The organism is Holdemanella hominis, from assembly GCF_014306155.1.
Classification (GTDB): Bacteria; Bacillota_I; Bacilli_A; order Erysipelotrichales; family Erysipelotrichaceae; genus Holdemanella; species Holdemanella hominis.
In genome coordinates, this window is record NZ_JACRWH010000006.1 from 1 (window position 1) to 19,413 (window position 19,413).

Consider the following 19,413-nt stretch of genomic DNA (forward strand, 5'->3'; position numbering starts at 1 on the left):
TCAATGACTTTTGTATAGTGTTACGAGTATCTTGTACTTTATTGTCTCTAAAATAAAACAGTTGATAATCGGTGATTGATTATCAACTATAAGCACGACTGCCTGTCGTACAGAAAAGCAGACATTTGCATGCCTGCTAATTTAACCCCTCAAATTGAAGCTTATAATATTTCGCATAAGTACCATTTAATTTCATCAATTCATCATGCGTTCCACGTTCATGCATACCTGTCGCATCAATTACGACAATCTCATCTGCATTACGAATCGTAGATAAACGATGGGCAATCGTAATACAAGTACGATTCTTGCTTAAATCTTCTAAACTTTTTTGAATGATTCTCTCACTCTCATTATCCAAGGCACTCGTAGCCTCATCTAAAATCAAGATTTTAGGATTTTTTAAGAATACACGTGCAATCGAGATACGTTGTTTTTGTCCACCAGATAAACGCGTTCCTCTTTCCCCACAGAACGTATTATATCCTTCTGGTAAAGACATAATAAAATCATGGATATTCGCCTTTTTAGCTGCCTTTACGATCTCTTCATGGCTTGCACCAGGTCTTCCATAAGCGATATTTTGTTCAATCGTTCCGGTAAACAAATATACATCTTGTTGTACTAAACCAATGTTTGAACGAAGAGATTTTAAAGTTACATCTTTAATATTTTGACCATCAATACGAATAGATCCATTTGTGACATCATAAAAGCGAGACAATAACGAACAAAGTGTAGTCTTACCAGAACCACTTGGTCCCACTAAAGCAATCTTTTCACCGGCCTTGATATGTAAATTTACATCATCAATAACCTTTTCATTCTCAGTATATTGGAAAGACACATGATCAAAATCAATATTTCCGGAAACATTTTCTAAATCCTTGGCATTTTTAGAATCTTGAATTTCAGGAACTTCATTCATAACCTCTTCAAAACGTCTAAATCCAGAGAATCCTTTTTGGAACATCTCCGTAAATTCAACCAAGACTTCAATTGGAGAAACAAAGACATTGATATATAAGGCAAACGTAGCTAACACAATTGGGTTTAAATCGCCATTAGCGATAAACAGCCCACCAAATATAATGATTGTGACATATAAAAGTCCTTGGAAGAAATTATTTCCACCTTGAAAAGTACCCATAACACGATAATTGTCTTTTTTAGATTCCAAGAATTCCATGTTTGAATGATTGAATTTATCAATTTCAATATCTTCATTCGCAAAAGACTGTACAACACGAATACCACCCAAAGAATCTTGAAGACTTGCATTCACACTACCAATCTTCTTTCTGTTTTCCATAAAGGTTCTTCGCATCTTTTTATTTTGAGAATAACTAAACACCATCATCACAACAGTCACAGCCAAAAGAATCAATGCCAATGGCCAATAAATCGTAGCCAAAATAATGAAAGATCCGACAATTTTGAATAATGAAATAAATAGGTTTTCAGGACCATGATGTGCAAACTCACAAATATCAAATAAGTCTGAAACAACACGAGACATCATAACCCCTGTATTGTGTTTATCATAATAGGAGAAAGATAAACGTTGATATTGATTGAATAAGTCTTGACGCATATCACTTTCCATGTTGGCTCCCATCACATGGCCTTGACAACTCACGTAATAACGACATAATGCTCGTATCACATACATAACGAACAAACCTATTCCTAATACGAAAACTCCTTTTAAAATTTCATTGGATGACTTCAAAAAAAATTGTCCTGTACAATAACTTAGAATCAAAGGAAATGATAGATCAACAATACACATGATAAGTGCACAAAATAGATCCATAAAGAAAATCCCTTTATATGGTTTATAATATTGTAAAAATCGTTTAAATGTACTCATATACACCCTCCTGATTTCTGTATTATACACAAAATTTATTGAATTTTCCAAAGTAATGCTAAAATAAAACAAGAATGAATTATGATTAAAATTTTATTTTTTGATATTGATGGCACACTTTTAGAACTTGGCAAGAAGGAAATGCACCAAGAACTAGTTGATGCATTAAACTTTGTTAAGTAAAAAGGCATCAAAATCATTTTAGCGACAGGAAGTCCACCTTTTGTCGTTCCTAAATTTCAAGGCATCGAATTTGATGGAGTACTTTCTTTTAATATCTCCTATTGTTTCACCAAAAATGAATTGATTTACAAGAATCCCATAGATAAGAAAGATATTGAAACATTCGTCAAAAACGCAAAAAGACTAAATAAAGCAGTTGCTCTAGCTGGAATCAATAAGATGGGATGTAATTTTGATGATGAAATCTTAGAAGAATATTTCATGATTGCCAACCAACATGTTCATGTACTTGATGAATTTAATAATTTTATGGAAGAAGAAATTTATCAAATGATGGTTGCCACTACAGAAGATCAAGATGAGTTGATTCTAGAAAACACAACTACATTAAAAGTGGCTCGCTGGTGGAATAGAGCTTGTGATATCATTCCTTGTAATGGTGGAAAAGATATAGGTATTCAAAAAATATTGGATTACTTCAATTTCAACAAAGAGGAAGCCACGGCCTTTGGCGATGGAGGAAACGATATTTCGATGTTGAAATATGTTGGTACCGGTGTTGCGATGGGTAATGCCAAAGACAATGTAAAAGCTGTAGCTGACTACATTACAGATTCTGTACAAGAAGATGGAATAGTCAGTGCACTAAAACATTTTGAAATTATATAGAAAAAGACAGCAGTTTTCTTGCTGTCTTTTTACGTATGTTCTATTCTTTTTCTTTTTTGCTCTCTTCAATCACTCTTGAAGCATAAGGTTCTGGCACTGGATCATATCGGTCCATTTCCATTGTATAAGTACCTAAACCAGTTGTCATACTTCTTAATTCAACACAATATCTAGACATATTTGCCATTGGAACTTGTGCATCAATTTCTTGATCTGAATCCACTGGAGTCATACCCATAATTGAACCTCTACGTTTATTCATATCACCAATTACAGCTCCTGTAAATTCATCTGGAACACGAATCTTAACATTCATGATTGGTTCTAATAAGATTGGACGAACTTTAGTCATCGCGTCTTTATAAGCTAAATGAGAAGCCATTTTAAATGCCATTTCACTTGAGTCAACATCATGATATTTACCATCTAATAATGTTGTCTTCACATTGACCATCTTATATCCTGCTAAAGGACCTTTTTGGCAGCATTCACGAAGTCCAGTTTCTACGGCCGGGAAATATTGTTTCGGAACAGCTCCACCAAATACTTTTTCTGCAAATACCATTTCTTCTTCATCTGGATTTGGACTAAATTCTACAAATACATGTCCAAATTGTCCATGTCCACCAGATTGTTTTTTATGACGACCTTCACCAACAGCTGTCTTTGTGATTGTTTCACGATATGTGATTTTTGGATCACTTAAAACAACTTCAGCTTTAAATTTAGAATTTAATTTATTTACAATGACATCTAAGTGTTGATCACCCACACCATAAATCACTGTTTCTTTTGTTTCTGGATTGTTTACAACTTTAAATGTTGGATCTTCTTCCTGTAAACGAGCAAGTCCATTTGATAAACGATCCTCGTCATTTTTAGTCTTAGGCACAACAGCTTGTCCATACATCGGTGTATCGAATGTGATTGGATCTGCCATCAACAATTTGCCTTTATCACACAATGTATCGTTTGTTCTAGTATTTTGTAGTTTTACTAAAGCACCAATATCTCCAGTAAACAATTTACCAGCTGCTGTCTGGTGTTTACCTTTAACGATATAGATTTGACTGATTTTTTCAGGTTTACCATTATTGGCATTCACAACTGTACTATCAGCTGCAAGTACACCACTCAATACTTTTACATAACTGATTCTTCCAACAAATGGGTCCATAATCGTTTTAAATACTTGTGCTGTTAAAACTTCTGTTTCACTTGTCAACAATTCAACTTTAACACCATTTGGAGTTGTAGCTGTGTACATACCTCTTTCTGAGTATGTTGGGAAATAATCAACGATTAAATCCATCAAACGTTGGATACCAATTGAATTGACTGCACTACCAGAATATACTGGACAAATTTCTCCATTACGTACACCAATACGCACACCACGTTTTAATTCTGCATCACTAAATTCTTCACCAGAGAAGAATTTTTCCATTAATTCATCATCGCCCATCGCAACCGCTTCGGCAATCTGATCTTTATAAAGAGCCACTTCTTCTTGCATAGATTCAGGCACTGGGCATGCTTTATCAGCTAATTCCGGACTATAATACCAGGCTTTATTTTTAATGATATTTACAGATCCGACGATTTTTCCATCTTCAACGATAGGAACCTCAAATGGAATAACACTCTTACCAAATTCTTCACGCAATGCTTGATAACTTGCATCAAAACTTGTGTGTTCTTCATCTAACTTATTGATAAAAAAAATTGTAGGCTTCTTTTCAGCTATAGCTTGTTTATAAGCCAATTTAGTTCCTGATTGTAAAGGATCTTTGGCATTAACTACGATTAAACTTGAATCACCTACCGCAAAACCACCTTGTTTTTCACCAACAAAGTCTAAATAGCCTGGTGTGTCAATGAAATTAATTTTACTATCTTCCCATTCAATTGGAACAATTGTTGTATAAACAGATAGTCCACGACGAATTTCTTCAACATCGAAATCGATCATTGAACTTCCTTCTGTTGTTTTACCAAAACGATCTGTTGCCTTTGTATAATATAACATAGCTTCTAGAACACTTGTTTTTCCAGCTCCACTATGTCCGATTACGCTTACGTTACGTACTTCAAAACTCTGATAATCTCTCATACGCTTAACCTCATCTTAAGATTGGCTCTAATTGAGCTCTACAATGTTCACGAACATAATCTAATGCAACATTACCTTGTTTATCTATCATATCTTTATCAGCGCCATATGCCAATAATTTTTCCACTAAACTTGGATATCCTCCATAAGCTGCACGCATCAATGCAGTTACACCATTATTATCAAATAAGTTTACATCTGCGTTTCTTTCAAGCAATAAGTGAATTGTGTCACGCTTAAACGCAATACAAGCTTCCATTAAAGCACTACGACCTACCTCATCTTGATCATTGATTTTTGCCCCAGCATCTAATAATACTTCAACACAACGATCTTGTCCTAATAAGCAAGCACGCATTAAAGCTGTACGTCCTCTGTCATCTTTGGCATTGACATCTGCACCTGCATCAATCAAAGCCTTTAAGATTGTTTTATTACCTTTTTTTGCAGCTGTCATTAAAGCTGTTTTCCCTTTATTATCTGAAATATTCACATCAGCCCCATTATCAAGTAAAACCTGCACAACATCTTTACGGTCACGCTTACTTGCACGCATCAATGCAGTACGGCCATCACCATTCTGGTAGTTTACGTCCGCTCCTGCTTTGATTTGAGAACAAACCATTGGGAAATCTCCATTCGCACATGCATCCCAAAATACCTTATTAAAATTCTGATCCATTTCAATCATCCTCCTCATCATTATTGCTCTTGAAATCACAGAAAAACTGGAATGATAGTTCACCCCAGTTTACATATGTACAAAGAAAAGATTGAAATTTTTATTTACTTTTACGCCTTGAACTTGATTCATCTCAATCACTCCTTTGTTTAACTGATTCCATTCTAACAAAGAAAATATTTAGTGCAAATCAAGTACCAACTTGGACAGAAAACCTACCAATTATGCCTTTTCACAAAATAATTCAATAGATTCATGAAGCGGACCTTCAATAAAAGCCACTAGAATTGGAGAAACTGGATTTGTTTTCATAAATACATTTTTAAGCTCCACACTCACTCTATAGCCAGCATTACGAACTTTTTCAACAAGTTCATCCACATGATCTGTCGCAAACGCAAAATCACGAATACATCCTTTCCCAACTGATTTTGTGCCATCCAAAAATATTTCAATACAACTATTAAAACAATCTAAATGAATGCCTGTATCCCACTTTCTCAATACGGGAAGTTCTAATAATTCATGATAGAAACAAATCATTTCATCATATTGTTCTTGGGTCTCACATTTAAATGCAACATGGTGAATTCCCTTAATCATGATTTCTTCTTTCTAACAAACTAAATGTCACTTGTCCTTTTTCTCTTTGGACATCCGTACAAACAACACGTACACGCATTCCCATTTGGAACACTTTACCATGTGTCTGTCCCTTTAAAGTCATTGTATCCTCATCATAATCGTAAAAGTCATTTGATAAAGTATGAACTGGAACAAGTCCTTCCACTGTATTATCCATTTCCACAAAGAAACCAAAACTCATCACACCAACAATTGTTCCTTCAAAAACTTGACCAATTCTTTTCTCCATGAACTGCGCCTTCTTATAGTCATTCACCATTCTTTCCATCATAATCGCATCTCTTTCTTTTTCAGAAATATGGAAAGCCTGTTTTTCGATTTTCTTTTCATCATTTGATGGTGTACGCTTTTGTTCATTAAAACAATATGCATGCAGCATACGGTGTACAACTAAGTCTGAATAACGACGAATTGGACTTGTAAAATGACAATACTCTTCAAGTGCCAAACCAAAATGTCCTAAACAATGCGCATCATAACGCGCCTTTTGCATAGAACGCAAAGCTACCATAGACAAGACTTCATATGAATTTTCATCTTGAATCGATTCTAAGAATTTTTGGATTTGGCTAGCATTTACTTCATCTGGATAGAAATCAAATGGAATACGTAAAGAATTCGCAACGGTACAGATTGTCGCCACTTTTTTAGGATCTGGATTTTCATGCACACGATACATGCTTGGAATTTTATTCACATGCATATGGTGAGCCACACAAACATTGGCTAAGATCATACATTCTTCAATCATTTGTTCGGCAAAGCCGCGCTCTAAAACTGTTACATCTACAGGATAACCATTTTTATCCATAATGATCTTTGCTTCTTTGGTATTAAAATCAATACATCCACGATTGTGTGACTGTTTCTTTAATAATTTAGCTAAAGATTCTAGAGTAAACAATAAATCTTTAACTTCTGAATACTCTTCCAGTATAGTTTCATCTGCAGCTAAACATGCGTTTACCTTTTTATATGTGCAGCGCTTATCGGAATGAATCACACTCGGGAAGACATTATATGTTAATAGATTTCCCCTCTCATCCACTTGCATAGCACAAGTAATCGTTAAACGGTCTACATTTGGATTTAATGAACAAATACCGTTACTCAAATCAAATGGAAGCATAGGCACAACTCGATCACAAACATATATAGAGTTTCCTCGTAAATAGGCTTCTTGATCAAGGGCACTATTTTCTTTTACATAATGTGAAACATCGGCAATATGTACATACAATAAATATCCCTTTTCATTTTTCACAATCGATATCGCATCATCAAAATCCTTGGCGTCATCCCCATCAATTGTGACAGTTAATAGATTTCTTAAATCTTTACGATTTTCAAGTTCATCCTTTTGTACTTTTGCCGGGGTTCTTTTACACTCCTTTACAATTTTCCCATTAAATACCTGACGAACTTGGTTGCTCGTAAGCATAGCACTAATATCTACGCCTGCATCGTCTGGATGTCCTAAGACTTGGATGATCCTTACTTCTAGAGGATCTGCATACTTCACAATTTGGCATACAACTTTTGTACGTTTTTTAAAACTAAATTCTTTTTCATTGACTACACGAATTGAACAGTGTAAATCTAAATCGCTATAGAAGAATGTTTTCTTCTTTTTAAGAATCATAACTCCTGTAATATTTGTCAATCCATGATTAAACACTTTGATTAAAGACGGTTCTGGCTTTAATCGCACTAAAACTTCATCTTTATCAAAGATCTTCATCTTTTTATTTTTCGGAACATACACCTTATTATTTTCATTAAATACAGCAATTTCATATCTGGAAATATCTTTTGCACTTCCAGCCATAAAATGTATATCATCAATCAAATATAGGCTTGTATGATCGTTATAAATCAATTTTTCATCTTCTAATTCATTTAAAGACTTCACCATTTCTGTAAATTCTTTACTTGATTTAGGTCTTACTATTTTTTCTAAATCGCGTATTTTACATTCTTTTTTTTCTTCTAGATATTGAATGATCTTTTCTTTCATTTTTTCCTCCTTTAAAACAGAAAAAAGACCTTAACGGTCTTTTAATTACACAATCTGCAATGCGATTACAATCGCAAAGAACAAAATTCCACAAAACAAAGTTAAACGAGAGATAACTTTTTCAGGACCTCTTTCTTTTTGTACCGCAAACAAGTTCAAATCTCCACTTCCTGTAAAGGCAGCAGACAACCCGTCTGATTTACCACTTTGTAATAATGTCAATATAATAATAACACCAGATAATGTCATTAAAACCACGTTTAATATATCTTTCATTTTTTCATCACACCTTCTACGATATTTCGATTATACCAATAATTCAATAAAAATACTAGTCAAAATTATAGTCTACTAAATCCATCAACGTATTCACTACATGAGTTGGATAAATTTTTAGTCGGTCAATATCTTCCTTGTTGTGAACCCCCGTCTGTACAAGCACCGTTTCAATATTTTGTTCATACCCAAGTTTAATATCCGTTTCTAGATTATCACCAATTAATACAATTTCATCTTCTTTTAAGCCAAAATATTCTAAACACAAATCAAGAATCGCTCGATTTGGCTTACCAATACGAGGGGATTTTTGATTAGCTGCATATTCAAACATATCTACGACACTGCCATTACCAACTTCAAATCCACCTGGTTTTGCTAAAATACGATCATTATTTGTACCAATAATTTTGGCTCCATTTAAAATCAAAGATAGAGCTTTTGAGTAAGATGCATATGTGGCATCTTTATCCAATCCTATAAAGACAAAATCTGGATTTTCATCATCAATAATAAAACCTTCTTGATTCAATGCATCTTTCATGCCTTGTTTTCCAATATAATAAGCTTTATTCCCTTCATAATGTTTCTTAACATATTGGCTAGCTGCCATGGCACTATTATAAAACATCTCTGGCTTAATATTTGTATATCCCATCTCTTCCATATGCTTTACATTTTCTTGTGGGGTACGCATCGAATTGTTTGTCAAAAAAATAAATGGAATGTCCATTTGGATACAATAATCTAAAAATTGATGAGCACTTTCAATAATCTGCGTCCCACGATACATTGTGCCATCTAAGTCAAATACTAAAGTTTTCATAATTCACCTAAAAAAAGAAAGTCTTAGTCGACTTTCTTTAAATCCATATATGGAATTTCTGTTGGTGTTTCACGACCAAATAAGATTAATAGAACTGTAGCTTCTTTCTTTTCTTCGTCCATAGCTTCAATAACACCTTCGGAGTTTTTGAAAGCTCCATTTGTGATTTCTACACGGTCTCCCACTTCAAAATCAACTTGAACATTTACATCCTGACGTCCTAGACGACGTAATACAGCATCAACTTCTTCTTGAGCTACTGGGAATGGTTTAGCACCCTTTCCGCTTGATCCAATAAATCCAGTTACACCTGGTGTATTACGTACAACATACCAAGCTTCATCTGTCATAATCATTTGCACTAATAAATAACCAGAGAATAAATTGTGTGTTTTTTCTACTGGTTTACCATTTTTATATTCAATTTCTTTTTCTTCAGCAACGACGATCTGGAACAAAGAATCTTCAAGACCCATAGTTTTTACACGACGTTCCAAGTTTTCTTTTACACGATTTTCTTGACCTGCATATGTATTTACTACATACCATTCTTTTTTTAACTCTGACATATTTTCCTCCCTATGCGCCAACGATCACTTTCACAAGACCGCTTGATAAAACCTCACAAACAAAGAAATACAAACCAAATAATACTGTAAATACGATTACCAAACCACTTGATGACATTAATTCTTTAAATGTTGGCCATTTAACAGTTTTTAATTCTTTGAACACTTTTGATGGTGAATATGTTCTTTCTTTTTTTTCTTTACTCATATGGATTCCTCACTTTGTTTCCTTATGCAAAGTATGCTTGCCACACTTTGGACAATACTTTTTAATTTCAAGACGTTGCGTGTTGGTCTTCTTATTCTTTGGGGTCGTATAATTTCTTGATAAACACTCTGTACACGTCAAAACAACTTTATCTGCCAATTCCTTCACGCTCCTTAACTCAATAAATGTACCATTTTATCCAGTCAACTGTCAATTGTCGTATACCACTTTTTTACCTTTTCAAACATAAAACTTACCTTTGAAGCACTTAAGCCAAGTTCTTCCGCTATATTTTTTAAAGTATAGCCCTCCATTCGATAGTCAATGATCTGTACATAATCTTTACCAAAAACACGGTTTATACGATTTTTTGTATATTCCCACATGAGTTTATCTAAAACAACATCATGAACTTCTAATGAATCGAACATGTTCACATCACCATAGTATAGTTTTGTATCCTCACGAATTCTTTGGTCTAAACTAATACAGGTTTGATTTGAGTAACACTGCTTTCTTATGCTATGACGCAAAATATCATAGGCCTTATTTTTAGTGCAACGCCTATAAAATCCTGAAAACGAAAGTGCACGATCCATTCGATATTCAAATATACAATGATACAACAATAAATCGGCATGACGATAGAATTCTTCTTTTTCGCAAAGAATTGTGTTTGTCTTTCGTACAAAGACATCCGCCCATATGTCCGTCACCATAGGTCTATAGTACTGAATCAAATTTTTCATTTCTGTAAAATCATTCATTTGAACCATGTATATACATTCATATATATTCATCTTTATCACCTAAATCCATTATAACGAGGCAATGTGAAAAAGACATTAAAAAAGCCGATTTTATAAAAAATCGACTTATTTGATTGGATTTCTTTGGTTGTATACCTCATACATCAAGACAGCTGCTGCAACACTCGCATTTAATGAAGTGATACTTCCGACCATTGGTAGATACACCATATAGTCACATTGTTTCTTTACAAGATTTGAAATACCCTGACCCTCAGATCCTATAACTAATACAGTTGGTGAATCATACATACCTTCACGATATTCTCTTGCATCCTTCATATCTGTACCAACAACCCAATATCCTTCTTGTTTCAAGTTTCTTAATGTCTGCGATAAATTCGTCACAATCGAAACAGGTACAGTATAAGCAGCTCCTGTACTTGCCTTAACAACCGTTGGAGTTAATCCACAACTATTGTGTTTCGTCAAGATGACACCATCAACACCCGTACAATCACAAGTTCTTAAAATAGCACCTACATTATGTGGATCTTGAACACCGTCCAAAGCCACTAATAAGCCAGGCTTTTTAGCTCGTCTAACTAATTCTTCAATACTATATGTTTCAATTTCACTTACTTTTACCGCAACTCCATTATGATGTGTCGAATTCGCAATTTTATCTAATTTTGCACGATTACAATACTCTACCTTTAAATTTGATTTTTGAATCGATTTTAAAAGCTTTGCGTCTTTCAATCCCTGAAGTACATATACTTTTTCGATTGAATCCGGATCATTTTGAAGTGTAGAATACACATTTTTTCCATATACGATCATAGACTGTCCCCTATATCAATTATTCTATCTAGACAAACCTTAAGTCTATCCTGATGTCCATATAAATATAAATATCCCAACATAGATTCTAATGCGGTTGCTTCTAAGTATGTTTTGTGTGTCGCATTTTTAGCCTTTGAATGAATCGTCGCATTTCTTCCACGTGCAAGAATCATTTTCTCATCCTCGGTAAAGAAATCTTCATCCATCATTGTATTCAACATAACAGATTGCCCTTTAGCACTACAAATTACAGCGTTTTTCTTCTGAAGAACATGGGCCTTGCGATACCCTAAACTTAGAAGGTGTTCGCGCACAGCCAAAGACATAACGGCATCACCAATCCATGCTAGACTTGTCGCATTTTCCGTTACAATTTCCATTACAGAATTCCTTTTTCAATCAATGCAGCACGAAGTGTATCCGCTGTTTCAAAATCTTTTTCTTTAACTGCACTTCTCCAGTTTTGATACATTTCTTTATCTTCTTCACTCATTGTAATCTTATCAAATTCAATACCTAAAATATAAAGCATCTTTTCTAATGTATGTACTAAAACAGCTAAATTTTCAACATCGATTTCTCTTTGACGAACCGCCTGATTGATTTTTTTAACGACTTCATAAACAACACTGATCGCATTAGGTGTATTTAAATCATCATTTAATGCATCAATAAATGAAGTATACGTTTCATCAAACGCAGTTGTTTCTTTAGCATTTGATAAAGCAAGTTTTACACAAGCCTGTTTATAAGCAGCTGCAATCTTATCTAATTCTTTCTTTGAAGTTGAAAATGCTTCTTCATTTAAGTTTAGTGGAGCGCGATAATGTGTAGAAATCATCAACCAACGAGTTAAGTTTCCTCCATGGTTTGCGATCAAGTCTTTAGCCCACCATACATTACCTAATGATTTTGACATCTTGATACCGTTGATATTGATCATACCATTGTGTACCCAGATATTTGCCAAGTGTGTATCGTTGCATACTTCACATTGGGCAATCTCATTTTCGTGGTGAGGAAATTTTAAATCTAAACCACCACCATGGATATCAATCAATGTTTTCTTAAATACATCCTGTATCATAACCACACATTCTGTATGCCATCCTGGACGTCCTTTTGACCAAGGTGAATCCCATTTAATTCCTTCCGTTGTCTCTTTCCATAAAGTAAAATCTAATGGATTCTCCTTCTTTTCATTTTCATCAATACGAGCACCAACCATTAGATCATCAATACTTTGATGAGACAGTTCTCCATATTTTTTATCACTATTAACTCGGAAATAAACATCGCCTCTCACTTGATAAGCTGAACCATTTTTAACCATCTTATCAATAAATTCGATAATACGATCCATTGTTTCTGTAACGCGAGGTGCATAGGCTGGAAGATCTGCATGTAAACCTTTACGTACATCGTTATAGGCAACAATAAATTTGTCAGTGATTTCCTTTTCAGTAACATTTTGTTCAATAGCCGTTTTAATGATCTTATCGTCTACATCTGTATAGTTTGAAGCAAAAGTCACTTCATAACCTTGTGCAGACAATGTTTTTTTTAATGTATCAAATACAACGATAGGACGAGCATTTCCAATATGTGGATAGTTATAGACCGTTGGTCCACATACGTACATGGAAATCTTTCCTGGTTCGATTGGTTTTAATTCTTCAATGGTTTGAGAATAACTATTATATAATTTCATAATAAAATGTCCTCCAATTCATATTTTTTATTATACAATACAAAACATGAAAAAAAAAGCTAACCAAATGGTCAGCCTACATGTAATTTAGTCATGATACGACGAATATCTTCTTCATATGGTGTACCTGCTAAATTTTCTAATGCAGGATTAAAGTATTCCATCATATGATCCACATCTTTTAAATAAGAATATTGAAGCCCAATTAAATATTGAATGGTTCCAACAGGGAATTTTTTATTGTTGTCTAGTTCTGACTTACCATCCCACATACCATTTAAAATTTCTTTACAGTCATCAATATATTTGGCTTCTTTCTTCATTAATATGCTGAATTGAATCTGCATATTCTTGAATGTCTTTTCATCAACATAGCTTTTTCCATAAGAAAGCATGCCCTCTGCTTTTTTGATTTTTCCTTTTTCTAAATAATAATAAAATCCACGAGTTGCGACACTAGCCTTTTGTTTATTTGAAATACGCATATTTTTCAACAATTCAAATTGTTCTTCGATTTTCGTATCATTTCTTTGTGCCAAATAGCCACTTAATCGCATATACTCACGGTTAAATGCCTGATATGAGAATTTACATATTCCTGTATCTAATGTTTTGTAGAATTCGTCATATTGTTCATTGTTCAATTGAACTAATAACTTCTTCCATACAACTTTTTTCATAATTATTGGCACTAAGATAAATACTAATGTCAATATAATTATGATCATTACATTCATTGTCTTACTATCCATTTTGTTCCTTATCCTTTTCTAATTCTAAAGTTAAATCACGAAACTGAGCTAATAAATCTTCGTCAATTCCATCTTTTCTTAATTTTTCCATGTAAACAGCATCTAAATCGTCTACATCTTTTGTTAAATCATCACGCTCAGAATCCGTCAAACGATGTCGAATACCCACCGCTAACACCTCACAATCTCTAAAGGTTAGAATACATGATTTATATATTTATTTCAAGGTTTTGATTTGCACTTTTTAGTAAAGTATACAAAAAAAAGGAACCCTATTGGATTCCTTTAAAAGTCTTACAATTATTAAGCTAATTCTGAGAAGTACTTAATTGTACGAACCATTTGGCTTGTGTAAGAGTTTTCGTTGTCGTACCAAGAAACAACTTGTACGTGAGTAGTTCCGTCACCTAATGAGTGAGCCATTGTTTGAGTTGCATCGAACAATGATCCGTAACGCATACCAATAATATCACTAGATACTAATTGTTCTTCAGTGTATCCAAACGATTCAGTTGTAGCAGCTTTCATAGCAGCGTTGATTTGATCAACAGTTACGTCACCTTCAACAACAGCTACTAAAATAGTAGTTGATCCTGTAGGAGTTGGAACACGTTGAGCAGATCCGATTAATTTTCCGTTTAATTCAGGGATAACTAATCCGATAGCTTTTGCAGCACCTGTTGAGTTAGGAACAATGTTAACTGCAGCAGCACGGCTACGACGTAAATCACCTTTACGTTGAGGTCCGTCTAATGTCATTTGGTCACCTGTGTAAGCGTGAACTGTAGTCATGATACCTGATTTAACTGGAGCTAATTGGTTCAAAGCGTTAGCCATTGGAGCTAAACAGTTTGTTGTACAAGAAGCTGCAGAAATTACTGTATCTTCTGGTTTTAATGTTTCGTGGTTTACATTGTAAACGATTGTTGGTAAGTCATTTCCTGCTGGAGCAGAGATAACAACTTTACGAGCACCTGCTTTAATGTGTGCTTCTGCTTTAGCTTTTGAAGTATAGAATCCTGTACATTCTAATACTACGTCAACGCCTAATTCACCCCAAGGTAATTTAGAAGCATCAGCTTCTGCGTAGATAGTGATTTCTTTTCCATCTACTGTAATTGAATTTTCACCAGCAACAACTGTGTCAGCCTTAGCGTAAGTTCCTTGAGTTGAATCATATTTCAACAAGTGAGCTAACATCTTAGGGCTAGTCAAGTCATTGATAGCTACTACTTCGTAGCCTTCAGCACCAAACATTTGACGGAATGCCAAACGTCCGATACGTCCAAAACCGTTAATCGCAACTTTTACTGTCATGTCAGTAAATCCTCCTTTAAATACCATTGTTATTATAAAAGCCTACTGTTGATTTGTCAATTCTCTAACAAGTAAAACTTTTTACAACTAACAACACTTATATATTAGACTATTTACAATTCATTCTCAAGCATTTTCACACTTTTTACATAACCTTAATTGTGCTATTATATTCAAAAGGAGGAATTAAAAATGAACCAAAGTTTAATCCTAGATTTACTAGAAAATAATGCTCGTCTAACTTCACAAGATCTAGCGGATATTTTGAATGAAGATGAAGCAAGTATAAAATCAGAGATTCAATCTTTAGAAAAAAACAAAATTATTTGTGGCTATCACACAATTATCAACTACAATAAAGCGTTAAAAGATCAAAAAGTTTTAGCATATATTGAAGTAAGTTGTACACCTACAAGAAATAGAGGCTATGACAAGACAGCAGCATTGATTGCCAACTATCCAGAAGTAGATACAATGTATCTATTAAGTGGAGATTGTGATTTCTTATGTTTAGTACAAGGTAAAACCATGTTTGAAGTGGCTCGCTTTGTTTCAGATAAGATTGCCTGTGTTGAAGATGTTCGTTCCACAAAGACATTATTTGTCTTAAAACAATATAAGCAAAGTGGTATTGTCATGATTGACAAACCAGAAGATAAAGAATCAAGATTGGTTGTGACTCCATAATGAAGAGTTTATCTACAAAAGCAACATCTATCAATCCAAGTGGAATCCGTAAATTCTTTGATTTAGCAAACACAATGGAAGGCGTTATCTCTTTAGGTGTTGGTGAACCCGATTTCGCTACGCCATGGCACATTTGTGAAAACGCGATTCACTACATGAGCACTGGACATACTCACTATACAGCCAATCGTGGATTGTTGGAGCTTCGTGAAGAAATCTGTAAATTCCATAAGGAACATTACAATCAAACATATGATCCTGAAAATGAAGTTATTGTCACAATTGGTGGTAGTGAAGCCATTGACTTATGTATGCGTGCCCTGTTGAATCCTGGCGATGAAGTTATTGTATTAGACCCTAACTACGTTGCTTATGCACCAAGTGTTACACTAAGTGATGGTGTTGTTGTCCCTTTACAGTTAAAAGAAGAAAATGACTTTAAAATTTTTCCAGAAGATTTAAAGAAAGTCATCACACCAAAGACAAAAGCGATGATCATCAATTATCCTAGCAACCCTACAGGTGGTGTCATGACAAAAGAGGACTACGCAAAAATTGTTGATATCATCAAAGAATCAGGTATATATGTTGTGAGTGATGAAATCTATGCCGAACTAAGCTTTGATCAGCCTTTTGCATCATTAGCCCAATTTGACGAAATCAAATCTCAAATTATTGTCGTAAATGGTTTTTCTAAAGCATATGCGATGACAGGATGGCGTCTAGGCTATTGTATGGCCAACAAAGAACTTTCTTCTGTTATGAATAAGATTCACCAATATGTGATCATGTCAGCTCCTGTTATGTCTCAATACGCAGGTATCGAAGCCATTAAAAACGGCTATGATGATGTATTGATGATGAAAGATGATTATCTAAAAAGAAGAAACTTCTTAGTCAACAGACTCAATCGTATGGGACTAAAGACAAATATGCCTCATGGTACATTCTATGTATTCTGTAATATTCAATCGACAGGCCTTGATTCCGAAACATTCTGCGAAAGATTACTACAAGAACAAAAAGTTGCCTGTGTTCCAGGAAACGCCTTTGGTCCAAGTGGTGAAGGATACATTCGTATCTCTTATGCATATAGCATAGATCACATTAAAGAAGCTGTTGTTCGCTTAGAACAATTCTTGAAGGATTTAGACAAATCAGTCTAGATCTTTTTTTCAAATAAACAGAAAAAAGGATGCCATTTTGACATCCTTTAATACTACTTGGCAATCAAATCATCCATTGCCTGTTGGAAATGAACCGTTTTGTTGTGAGCATCCTCTTTTGAAGCTCCCTTGATACAATAGTAGAATTTACATTTTGGTTCTGTTCCACTAGGACGTACCGCAATCCAGCTTCCATCTTCAAGATAGTATTTTAATACATCCGATTTAGTGAATCCAGTAAGTTCAGTTACTGTATCCCCTTCTTTGATTACACATTCTTTATAGTCTTCACTACGAACCACTTTTGTGCCACCAATTTGTGTTGGAGCCTCTTTTCTTAAGTTAGCTAAGATTTCTTTAATACGCTTAGCACCAGCTTCACCAGCTAATGATAACGCAACTTGACTTTCTTCATATGTACCATGACGGTCATACAAGCTATCTAATACATCAACTAAATCTTTACCTTGTTCTTTGTAGAATGCACAAGCTTCTGCCAGCATTAAACAAGCTTGAGGAGCATCTTTATCACGTACGAAAGGTTTAATTAATGAACCATAGCTTTCTTCATATCCAAATACATAGTTCTTTTCGTGCGTTTTTTCATATTTCGCAACTTTTTCACCAATGAATTTGAATCCAGTTAAAGTTTTTTCTGTTGTAACACCATAATCAGAAGCTACTTTTTCTCCTAGATCACTTGTAACAACCGTATTGAACATTACAGGATTTTCGGGCATTTTACCTTGTTTTTGAAGTTGTGAACAAATATATTCAATTTCAACAGAACCAGATTGGTTTCCTGTTAATACAACATATTCACCATTGTGCAAGACTCCAACTCCCATACGGTCAGCATCTGGGTCACAAACTAAAATTAAGTCTGCTTGATTTTCTTTTGCGTATTTTAATGACAATTCATAAGCACCTGCTTGTTCTGGGTTTGGTGTAGGTGTATTTGAGAAATCAGGATCTGGACTACATTGCTCTACAACTGGAATGCAAGTATATCCTGCACGTTTATAAACTTCTTGAACAGGAATATTAGCAGTTCCATGTTCTGGTGAAAATACGATTTTAATATCTTTTTTAACTTCAGGATTCAATTGGATACTTAATACATTTTTGTAATATTCTTCATCCACATCTTTACCAATAACTGTAATTAATTTCTTTTGTTCTTCTGTACAGTTTGCATCAATTGCCAATTCATCTTCAATTGCGTTAACCTTATCAATAACCTGACTAGCCAAACATGGAATCAACTGACATCCTTTATCATCATACAATTTATATCCATTGTATTCTTTAGGGTTGTGACTGGCAGTAATCATAATGCCACCAAAGCAATTTAAGTGACGTACTGCAAAACTCAATTCTGGAGTTGGACGTAATGATTCAAACACATATGATTTAATGTTGTTTTTTGCTAATAAGTCAGCACAATCAAACGCAAACTCTTTTGACATGTGACGGTTATCATAACCAATCGCAATACCAGCTTTACCACCATTATTTTCATTTATGTAATTTGCGTATCCTTGAGTTGCCTTACGAATTGTATGAATATTAATTCGGTTTGTTCCCGGACCTAAAAGACCACGCATACCTGCTGTACCAAACTCAATTGTTGTATAGAATGCATCATTTTTTTCTTCTGCATTCATTGCTTCTAAAACAGGTTTGTATTGAGGGGCTAAATTTTCATGGTTTAACCATTTTGAATATCTTTCTTCAACAATAGACATTATTTATTCTCCTTCTTTTCTAACTTTGAAATAAAAAAGTCTCATAAAACTATGAGACTTTCTTTAATTAAGCAATGATCTTTTGAGCACGCAATACTTCTTCGATTGCAGCTACAGCAGCATCTTCATCTTCGCCTGAGCAGCTAATTGTGATTTCTGACTGTGTAGGAATTCCTAAAGACATAACTCCCATGATAGATTTCATGTTTACTTCACGTCCTTTGAAAGCTACATTGATTTCACTTTTAAATTTACTAGCAGCGTTAACAGCTACAGTTGCTGGACGTGCGTGAAGACCTACTGGATCTACTACAGTTACAGTTACTTGTTTCATAATTATCCTCCTAAATCAAATCTAAATGTATTTTATGACATT

Annotated in this window: 22 protein-coding genes; 3 read left to right on the plus strand and 19 right to left on the minus strand. The window is 34.3% G+C overall.

Annotation, left to right across the window (positions count from 1 at the left end; genetic code table 11):
- Positions 1-136 precede the first annotated feature (136 nt).
- Positions 137-1,873: an ABC transporter ATP-binding protein gene (locus H8911_RS02990; protein ID WP_186998657.1), complete on the minus strand. Its 1,737-nt coding sequence runs from the start codon at positions 1,871-1,873 to the stop codon at positions 137-139.
- A gap of 195 nt (positions 1,874-2,068) precedes the next feature.
- On the opposite strand from H8911_RS02990, the gene H8911_RS02995 reads away from it, so the two are divergent.
- Positions 2,069-2,725 (plus strand): HAD-IIB family hydrolase, encoded by a 657-nt coding sequence (locus H8911_RS02995; RefSeq protein WP_369410292.1) that lies wholly within the window; start codon positions 2,069-2,071, stop codon positions 2,723-2,725.
- Between the two features lie 40 nt (positions 2,726-2,765).
- Here H8911_RS02995 and fusA read toward each other — a convergent pair whose 3' ends face one another.
- From fusA to gap, 16 genes are all read right to left on the minus strand, one after another.
- Positions 2,766-4,838: an elongation factor G gene (fusA, locus tag H8911_RS03000; protein ID WP_117925669.1), complete on the minus strand. Its 2,073-nt coding sequence runs from the start codon at positions 4,836-4,838 to the stop codon at positions 2,766-2,768.
- A 10-nt stretch (positions 4,839-4,848) separates the two neighbouring features.
- Positions 4,849-5,520: an ankyrin repeat domain-containing protein gene (locus tag H8911_RS03005; protein WP_186998658.1), complete on the minus strand. Its 672-nt coding sequence runs from the start codon at positions 5,518-5,520 to the stop codon at positions 4,849-4,851.
- A 222-nt stretch (positions 5,521-5,742) separates the two neighbouring features.
- A complete protein-coding gene (locus H8911_RS03010; RefSeq protein ID WP_186998659.1) occupies positions 5,743-6,123 on the minus strand; it encodes a VOC family protein in 381 nt (126 codons plus the stop codon).
- Entirely contained in the window at positions 6,116-8,182 is a 2,067-nt protein-coding gene (gene rnr, locus H8911_RS03015; RefSeq protein WP_186998660.1) for a ribonuclease R, read from the minus strand. The genes H8911_RS03010 and rnr overlap by 8 nt, the downstream gene beginning before the upstream one ends.
- A 45-nt stretch (positions 8,183-8,227) precedes the next feature.
- On the minus strand, positions 8,228-8,458 hold the full coding sequence (gene secG, locus H8911_RS03020) for a preprotein translocase subunit SecG (protein ID WP_003866033.1): 231 nt from the start codon (positions 8,456-8,458) through the stop codon (positions 8,228-8,230).
- Between the two features lie 55 nt (positions 8,459-8,513).
- On the minus strand, positions 8,514-9,284 hold the full coding sequence (locus H8911_RS03025) for an HAD-IIA family hydrolase (RefSeq protein WP_186998661.1): 771 nt from the start codon (positions 9,282-9,284) through the stop codon (positions 8,514-8,516).
- A gap of 23 nt (positions 9,285-9,307) precedes the next feature.
- Positions 9,308-9,853: a transcription termination/antitermination protein NusG gene (nusG, locus tag H8911_RS03030; RefSeq protein ID WP_117925674.1), complete on the minus strand. Its 546-nt coding sequence runs from the start codon at positions 9,851-9,853 to the stop codon at positions 9,308-9,310.
- 10 nt (positions 9,854-9,863) lie between these two features.
- Positions 9,864-10,061 carry a preprotein translocase subunit SecE gene (gene secE, locus H8911_RS03035; protein ID WP_117925675.1) on the minus strand — a complete coding sequence of 66 codons (198 nt, stop codon included), beginning with the start codon at positions 10,059-10,061 and terminating at the stop codon, positions 9,864-9,866.
- Between the two features lie 9 nt (positions 10,062-10,070).
- Positions 10,071-10,220, minus strand: coding sequence for a 50S ribosomal protein L33 (gene rpmG / locus H8911_RS03040; protein ID WP_117571901.1), 150 nt, complete (start codon positions 10,218-10,220; stop codon positions 10,071-10,073).
- A 44-nt stretch (positions 10,221-10,264) separates the two neighbouring features.
- Positions 10,265-10,861 (minus strand): hypothetical protein, encoded by a 597-nt coding sequence (locus H8911_RS03045; RefSeq protein WP_186998662.1) that lies wholly within the window; start codon positions 10,859-10,861, stop codon positions 10,265-10,267.
- A 75-nt stretch (positions 10,862-10,936) separates the two neighbouring features.
- A complete protein-coding gene (rlmB, locus tag H8911_RS03050) occupies positions 10,937-11,653 on the minus strand; it encodes a 23S rRNA (guanosine(2251)-2'-O)-methyltransferase RlmB (RefSeq protein WP_117925677.1) in 717 nt (238 codons plus the stop codon).
- Positions 11,650-12,036 carry a Mini-ribonuclease 3 gene (locus H8911_RS03055; protein WP_117925678.1) on the minus strand — a complete coding sequence of 129 codons (387 nt, stop codon included), beginning with the start codon at positions 12,034-12,036 and terminating at the stop codon, positions 11,650-11,652. The genes rlmB and H8911_RS03055 overlap by 4 nt, the downstream gene beginning before the upstream one ends.
- Positions 12,036-13,367, minus strand: a complete 1,332-nt coding sequence (gene cysS, locus H8911_RS03060; RefSeq protein ID WP_186998663.1) for a cysteine--tRNA ligase — start codon at positions 13,365-13,367, stop codon at positions 12,036-12,038. Before cysS ends, H8911_RS03055 begins: the two co-directional genes overlap by 1 nt.
- A gap of 71 nt (positions 13,368-13,438) precedes the next feature.
- The gene (locus tag H8911_RS03065; protein WP_117925680.1) at positions 13,439-14,119 is read right to left on the minus strand and encodes a hypothetical protein; all 681 of its coding nucleotides are present in this window, start codon (positions 14,117-14,119) and stop codon (positions 13,439-13,441) included.
- Positions 14,112-14,288, minus strand: a complete 177-nt coding sequence (locus H8911_RS03070; RefSeq protein WP_186998664.1) for a hypothetical protein — start codon at positions 14,286-14,288, stop codon at positions 14,112-14,114. Before H8911_RS03070 ends, H8911_RS03065 begins: the two co-directional genes overlap by 8 nt.
- 134 nt (positions 14,289-14,422) lie before the next feature.
- Positions 14,423-15,436, minus strand: a complete 1,014-nt coding sequence (gene gap, locus H8911_RS03075) for a type I glyceraldehyde-3-phosphate dehydrogenase (protein WP_117926830.1) — start codon at positions 15,434-15,436, stop codon at positions 14,423-14,425.
- 192 nt (positions 15,437-15,628) lie between these two features.
- Here gap and H8911_RS03080 point away from each other — a divergent pair, with 192 nt between their 5' ends.
- Both H8911_RS03080 and H8911_RS03085 read left to right on the plus strand, forming a co-directional pair.
- Positions 15,629-16,123 (plus strand): Lrp/AsnC family transcriptional regulator, encoded by a 495-nt coding sequence (locus H8911_RS03080; protein ID WP_117926831.1) that lies wholly within the window; start codon positions 15,629-15,631, stop codon positions 16,121-16,123.
- The gene (locus H8911_RS03085) at positions 16,123-17,289 is read left to right on the plus strand and encodes a pyridoxal phosphate-dependent aminotransferase (RefSeq protein ID WP_117926832.1); all 1,167 of its coding nucleotides are present in this window, start codon (positions 16,123-16,125) and stop codon (positions 17,287-17,289) included. Before H8911_RS03080 ends, H8911_RS03085 begins: the two co-directional genes overlap by 1 nt.
- A gap of 53 nt (positions 17,290-17,342) precedes the next feature.
- On the opposite strand, the gene H8911_RS03090 is transcribed toward H8911_RS03085, so the two are convergent.
- Positions 17,343-19,037 (minus strand): phospho-sugar mutase, encoded by a 1,695-nt coding sequence (locus H8911_RS03090; RefSeq protein ID WP_222620934.1) that lies wholly within the window; start codon positions 19,035-19,037, stop codon positions 17,343-17,345.
- A gap of 67 nt (positions 19,038-19,104) precedes the next feature.
- Complete coding sequence (locus tag H8911_RS03095) at positions 19,105-19,371, minus strand: phosphocarrier protein HPr (protein ID WP_003866017.1); 267 nt, start codon at positions 19,369-19,371, stop codon at positions 19,105-19,107.
- Positions 19,372-19,413: the final 42 nt, after the last annotated feature.

Excerpts from the sequence above, each read along its gene's own strand:
- H8911_RS02990 (WP_186998657.1), bottom strand. The coding sequence starts at position 1,873 with ATGAGTACATTTAAACGATTTTTACAATATTATAAACCATATAAAGGG.
- fusA (WP_117925669.1), bottom strand. The coding sequence starts at position 4,838 with ATGAGAGATTATCAGAGTTTTGAAGTACGTAACGTAAGCGTAATCGGA.
- H8911_RS03005 (WP_186998658.1), bottom strand. The coding sequence starts at position 5,520 with ATGGATCAGAATTTTAATAAGGTATTTTGGGATGCATGTGCGAATGGA.
- H8911_RS03010 (WP_186998659.1), bottom strand. The coding sequence starts at position 6,123 with ATGATTAAGGGAATTCACCATGTTGCATTTAAATGTGAGACCCAAGAA.
- rnr (WP_186998660.1), bottom strand. The coding sequence starts at position 8,182 with ATGAAAGAAAAGATCATTCAATATCTAGAAGAAAAAAAAGAATGTAAA.
- secG (WP_003866033.1), bottom strand. The coding sequence starts at position 8,458 with ATGAAAGATATATTAAACGTGGTTTTAATGACATTATCTGGTGTTATT.
- H8911_RS03025 (WP_186998661.1), bottom strand. The coding sequence starts at position 9,284 with ATGAAAACTTTAGTATTTGACTTAGATGGCACAATGTATCGTGGGACG.
- nusG (WP_117925674.1), bottom strand. The coding sequence starts at position 9,853 with ATGTCAGAGTTAAAAAAAGAATGGTATGTAGTAAATACATATGCAGGT.
- secE (WP_117925675.1), bottom strand. The coding sequence starts at position 10,061 with ATGAGTAAAGAAAAAAAAGAAAGAACATATTCACCATCAAAAGTGTTC.
- H8911_RS03045 (WP_186998662.1), bottom strand. The coding sequence starts at position 10,861 with ATGAATATATATGAATGTATATACATGGTTCAAATGAATGATTTTACA.
- rlmB (WP_117925677.1), bottom strand. The coding sequence starts at position 11,653 with ATGATCGTATATGGAAAAAATGTGTATTCTACACTTCAAAATGATCCG.
- H8911_RS03055 (WP_117925678.1), bottom strand. The coding sequence starts at position 12,036 with ATGGAAATTGTAACGGAAAATGCGACAAGTCTAGCATGGATTGGTGAT.
- cysS (WP_186998663.1), bottom strand. The coding sequence starts at position 13,367 with ATGAAATTATATAATAGTTATTCTCAAACCATTGAAGAATTAAAACCA.
- H8911_RS03065 (WP_117925680.1), bottom strand. The coding sequence starts at position 14,119 with ATGGATAGTAAGACAATGAATGTAATGATCATAATTATATTGACATTA.
- gap (WP_117926830.1), bottom strand. The coding sequence starts at position 15,436 with ATGACAGTAAAAGTTGCGATTAACGGTTTTGGACGTATCGGACGTTTG.
- H8911_RS03080 (WP_117926831.1), top strand. The coding sequence starts at position 15,629 with ATGAACCAAAGTTTAATCCTAGATTTACTAGAAAATAATGCTCGTCTA.
- H8911_RS03085 (WP_117926832.1), top strand. The coding sequence starts at position 16,123 with ATGAAGAGTTTATCTACAAAAGCAACATCTATCAATCCAAGTGGAATC.
- H8911_RS03090 (WP_222620934.1), bottom strand. The coding sequence starts at position 19,037 with ATGTCTATTGTTGAAGAAAGATATTCAAAATGGTTAAACCATGAAAAT.
- H8911_RS03095 (WP_003866017.1), bottom strand. The coding sequence starts at position 19,371 with ATGAAACAAGTAACTGTAACTGTAGTAGATCCAGTAGGTCTTCACGCA.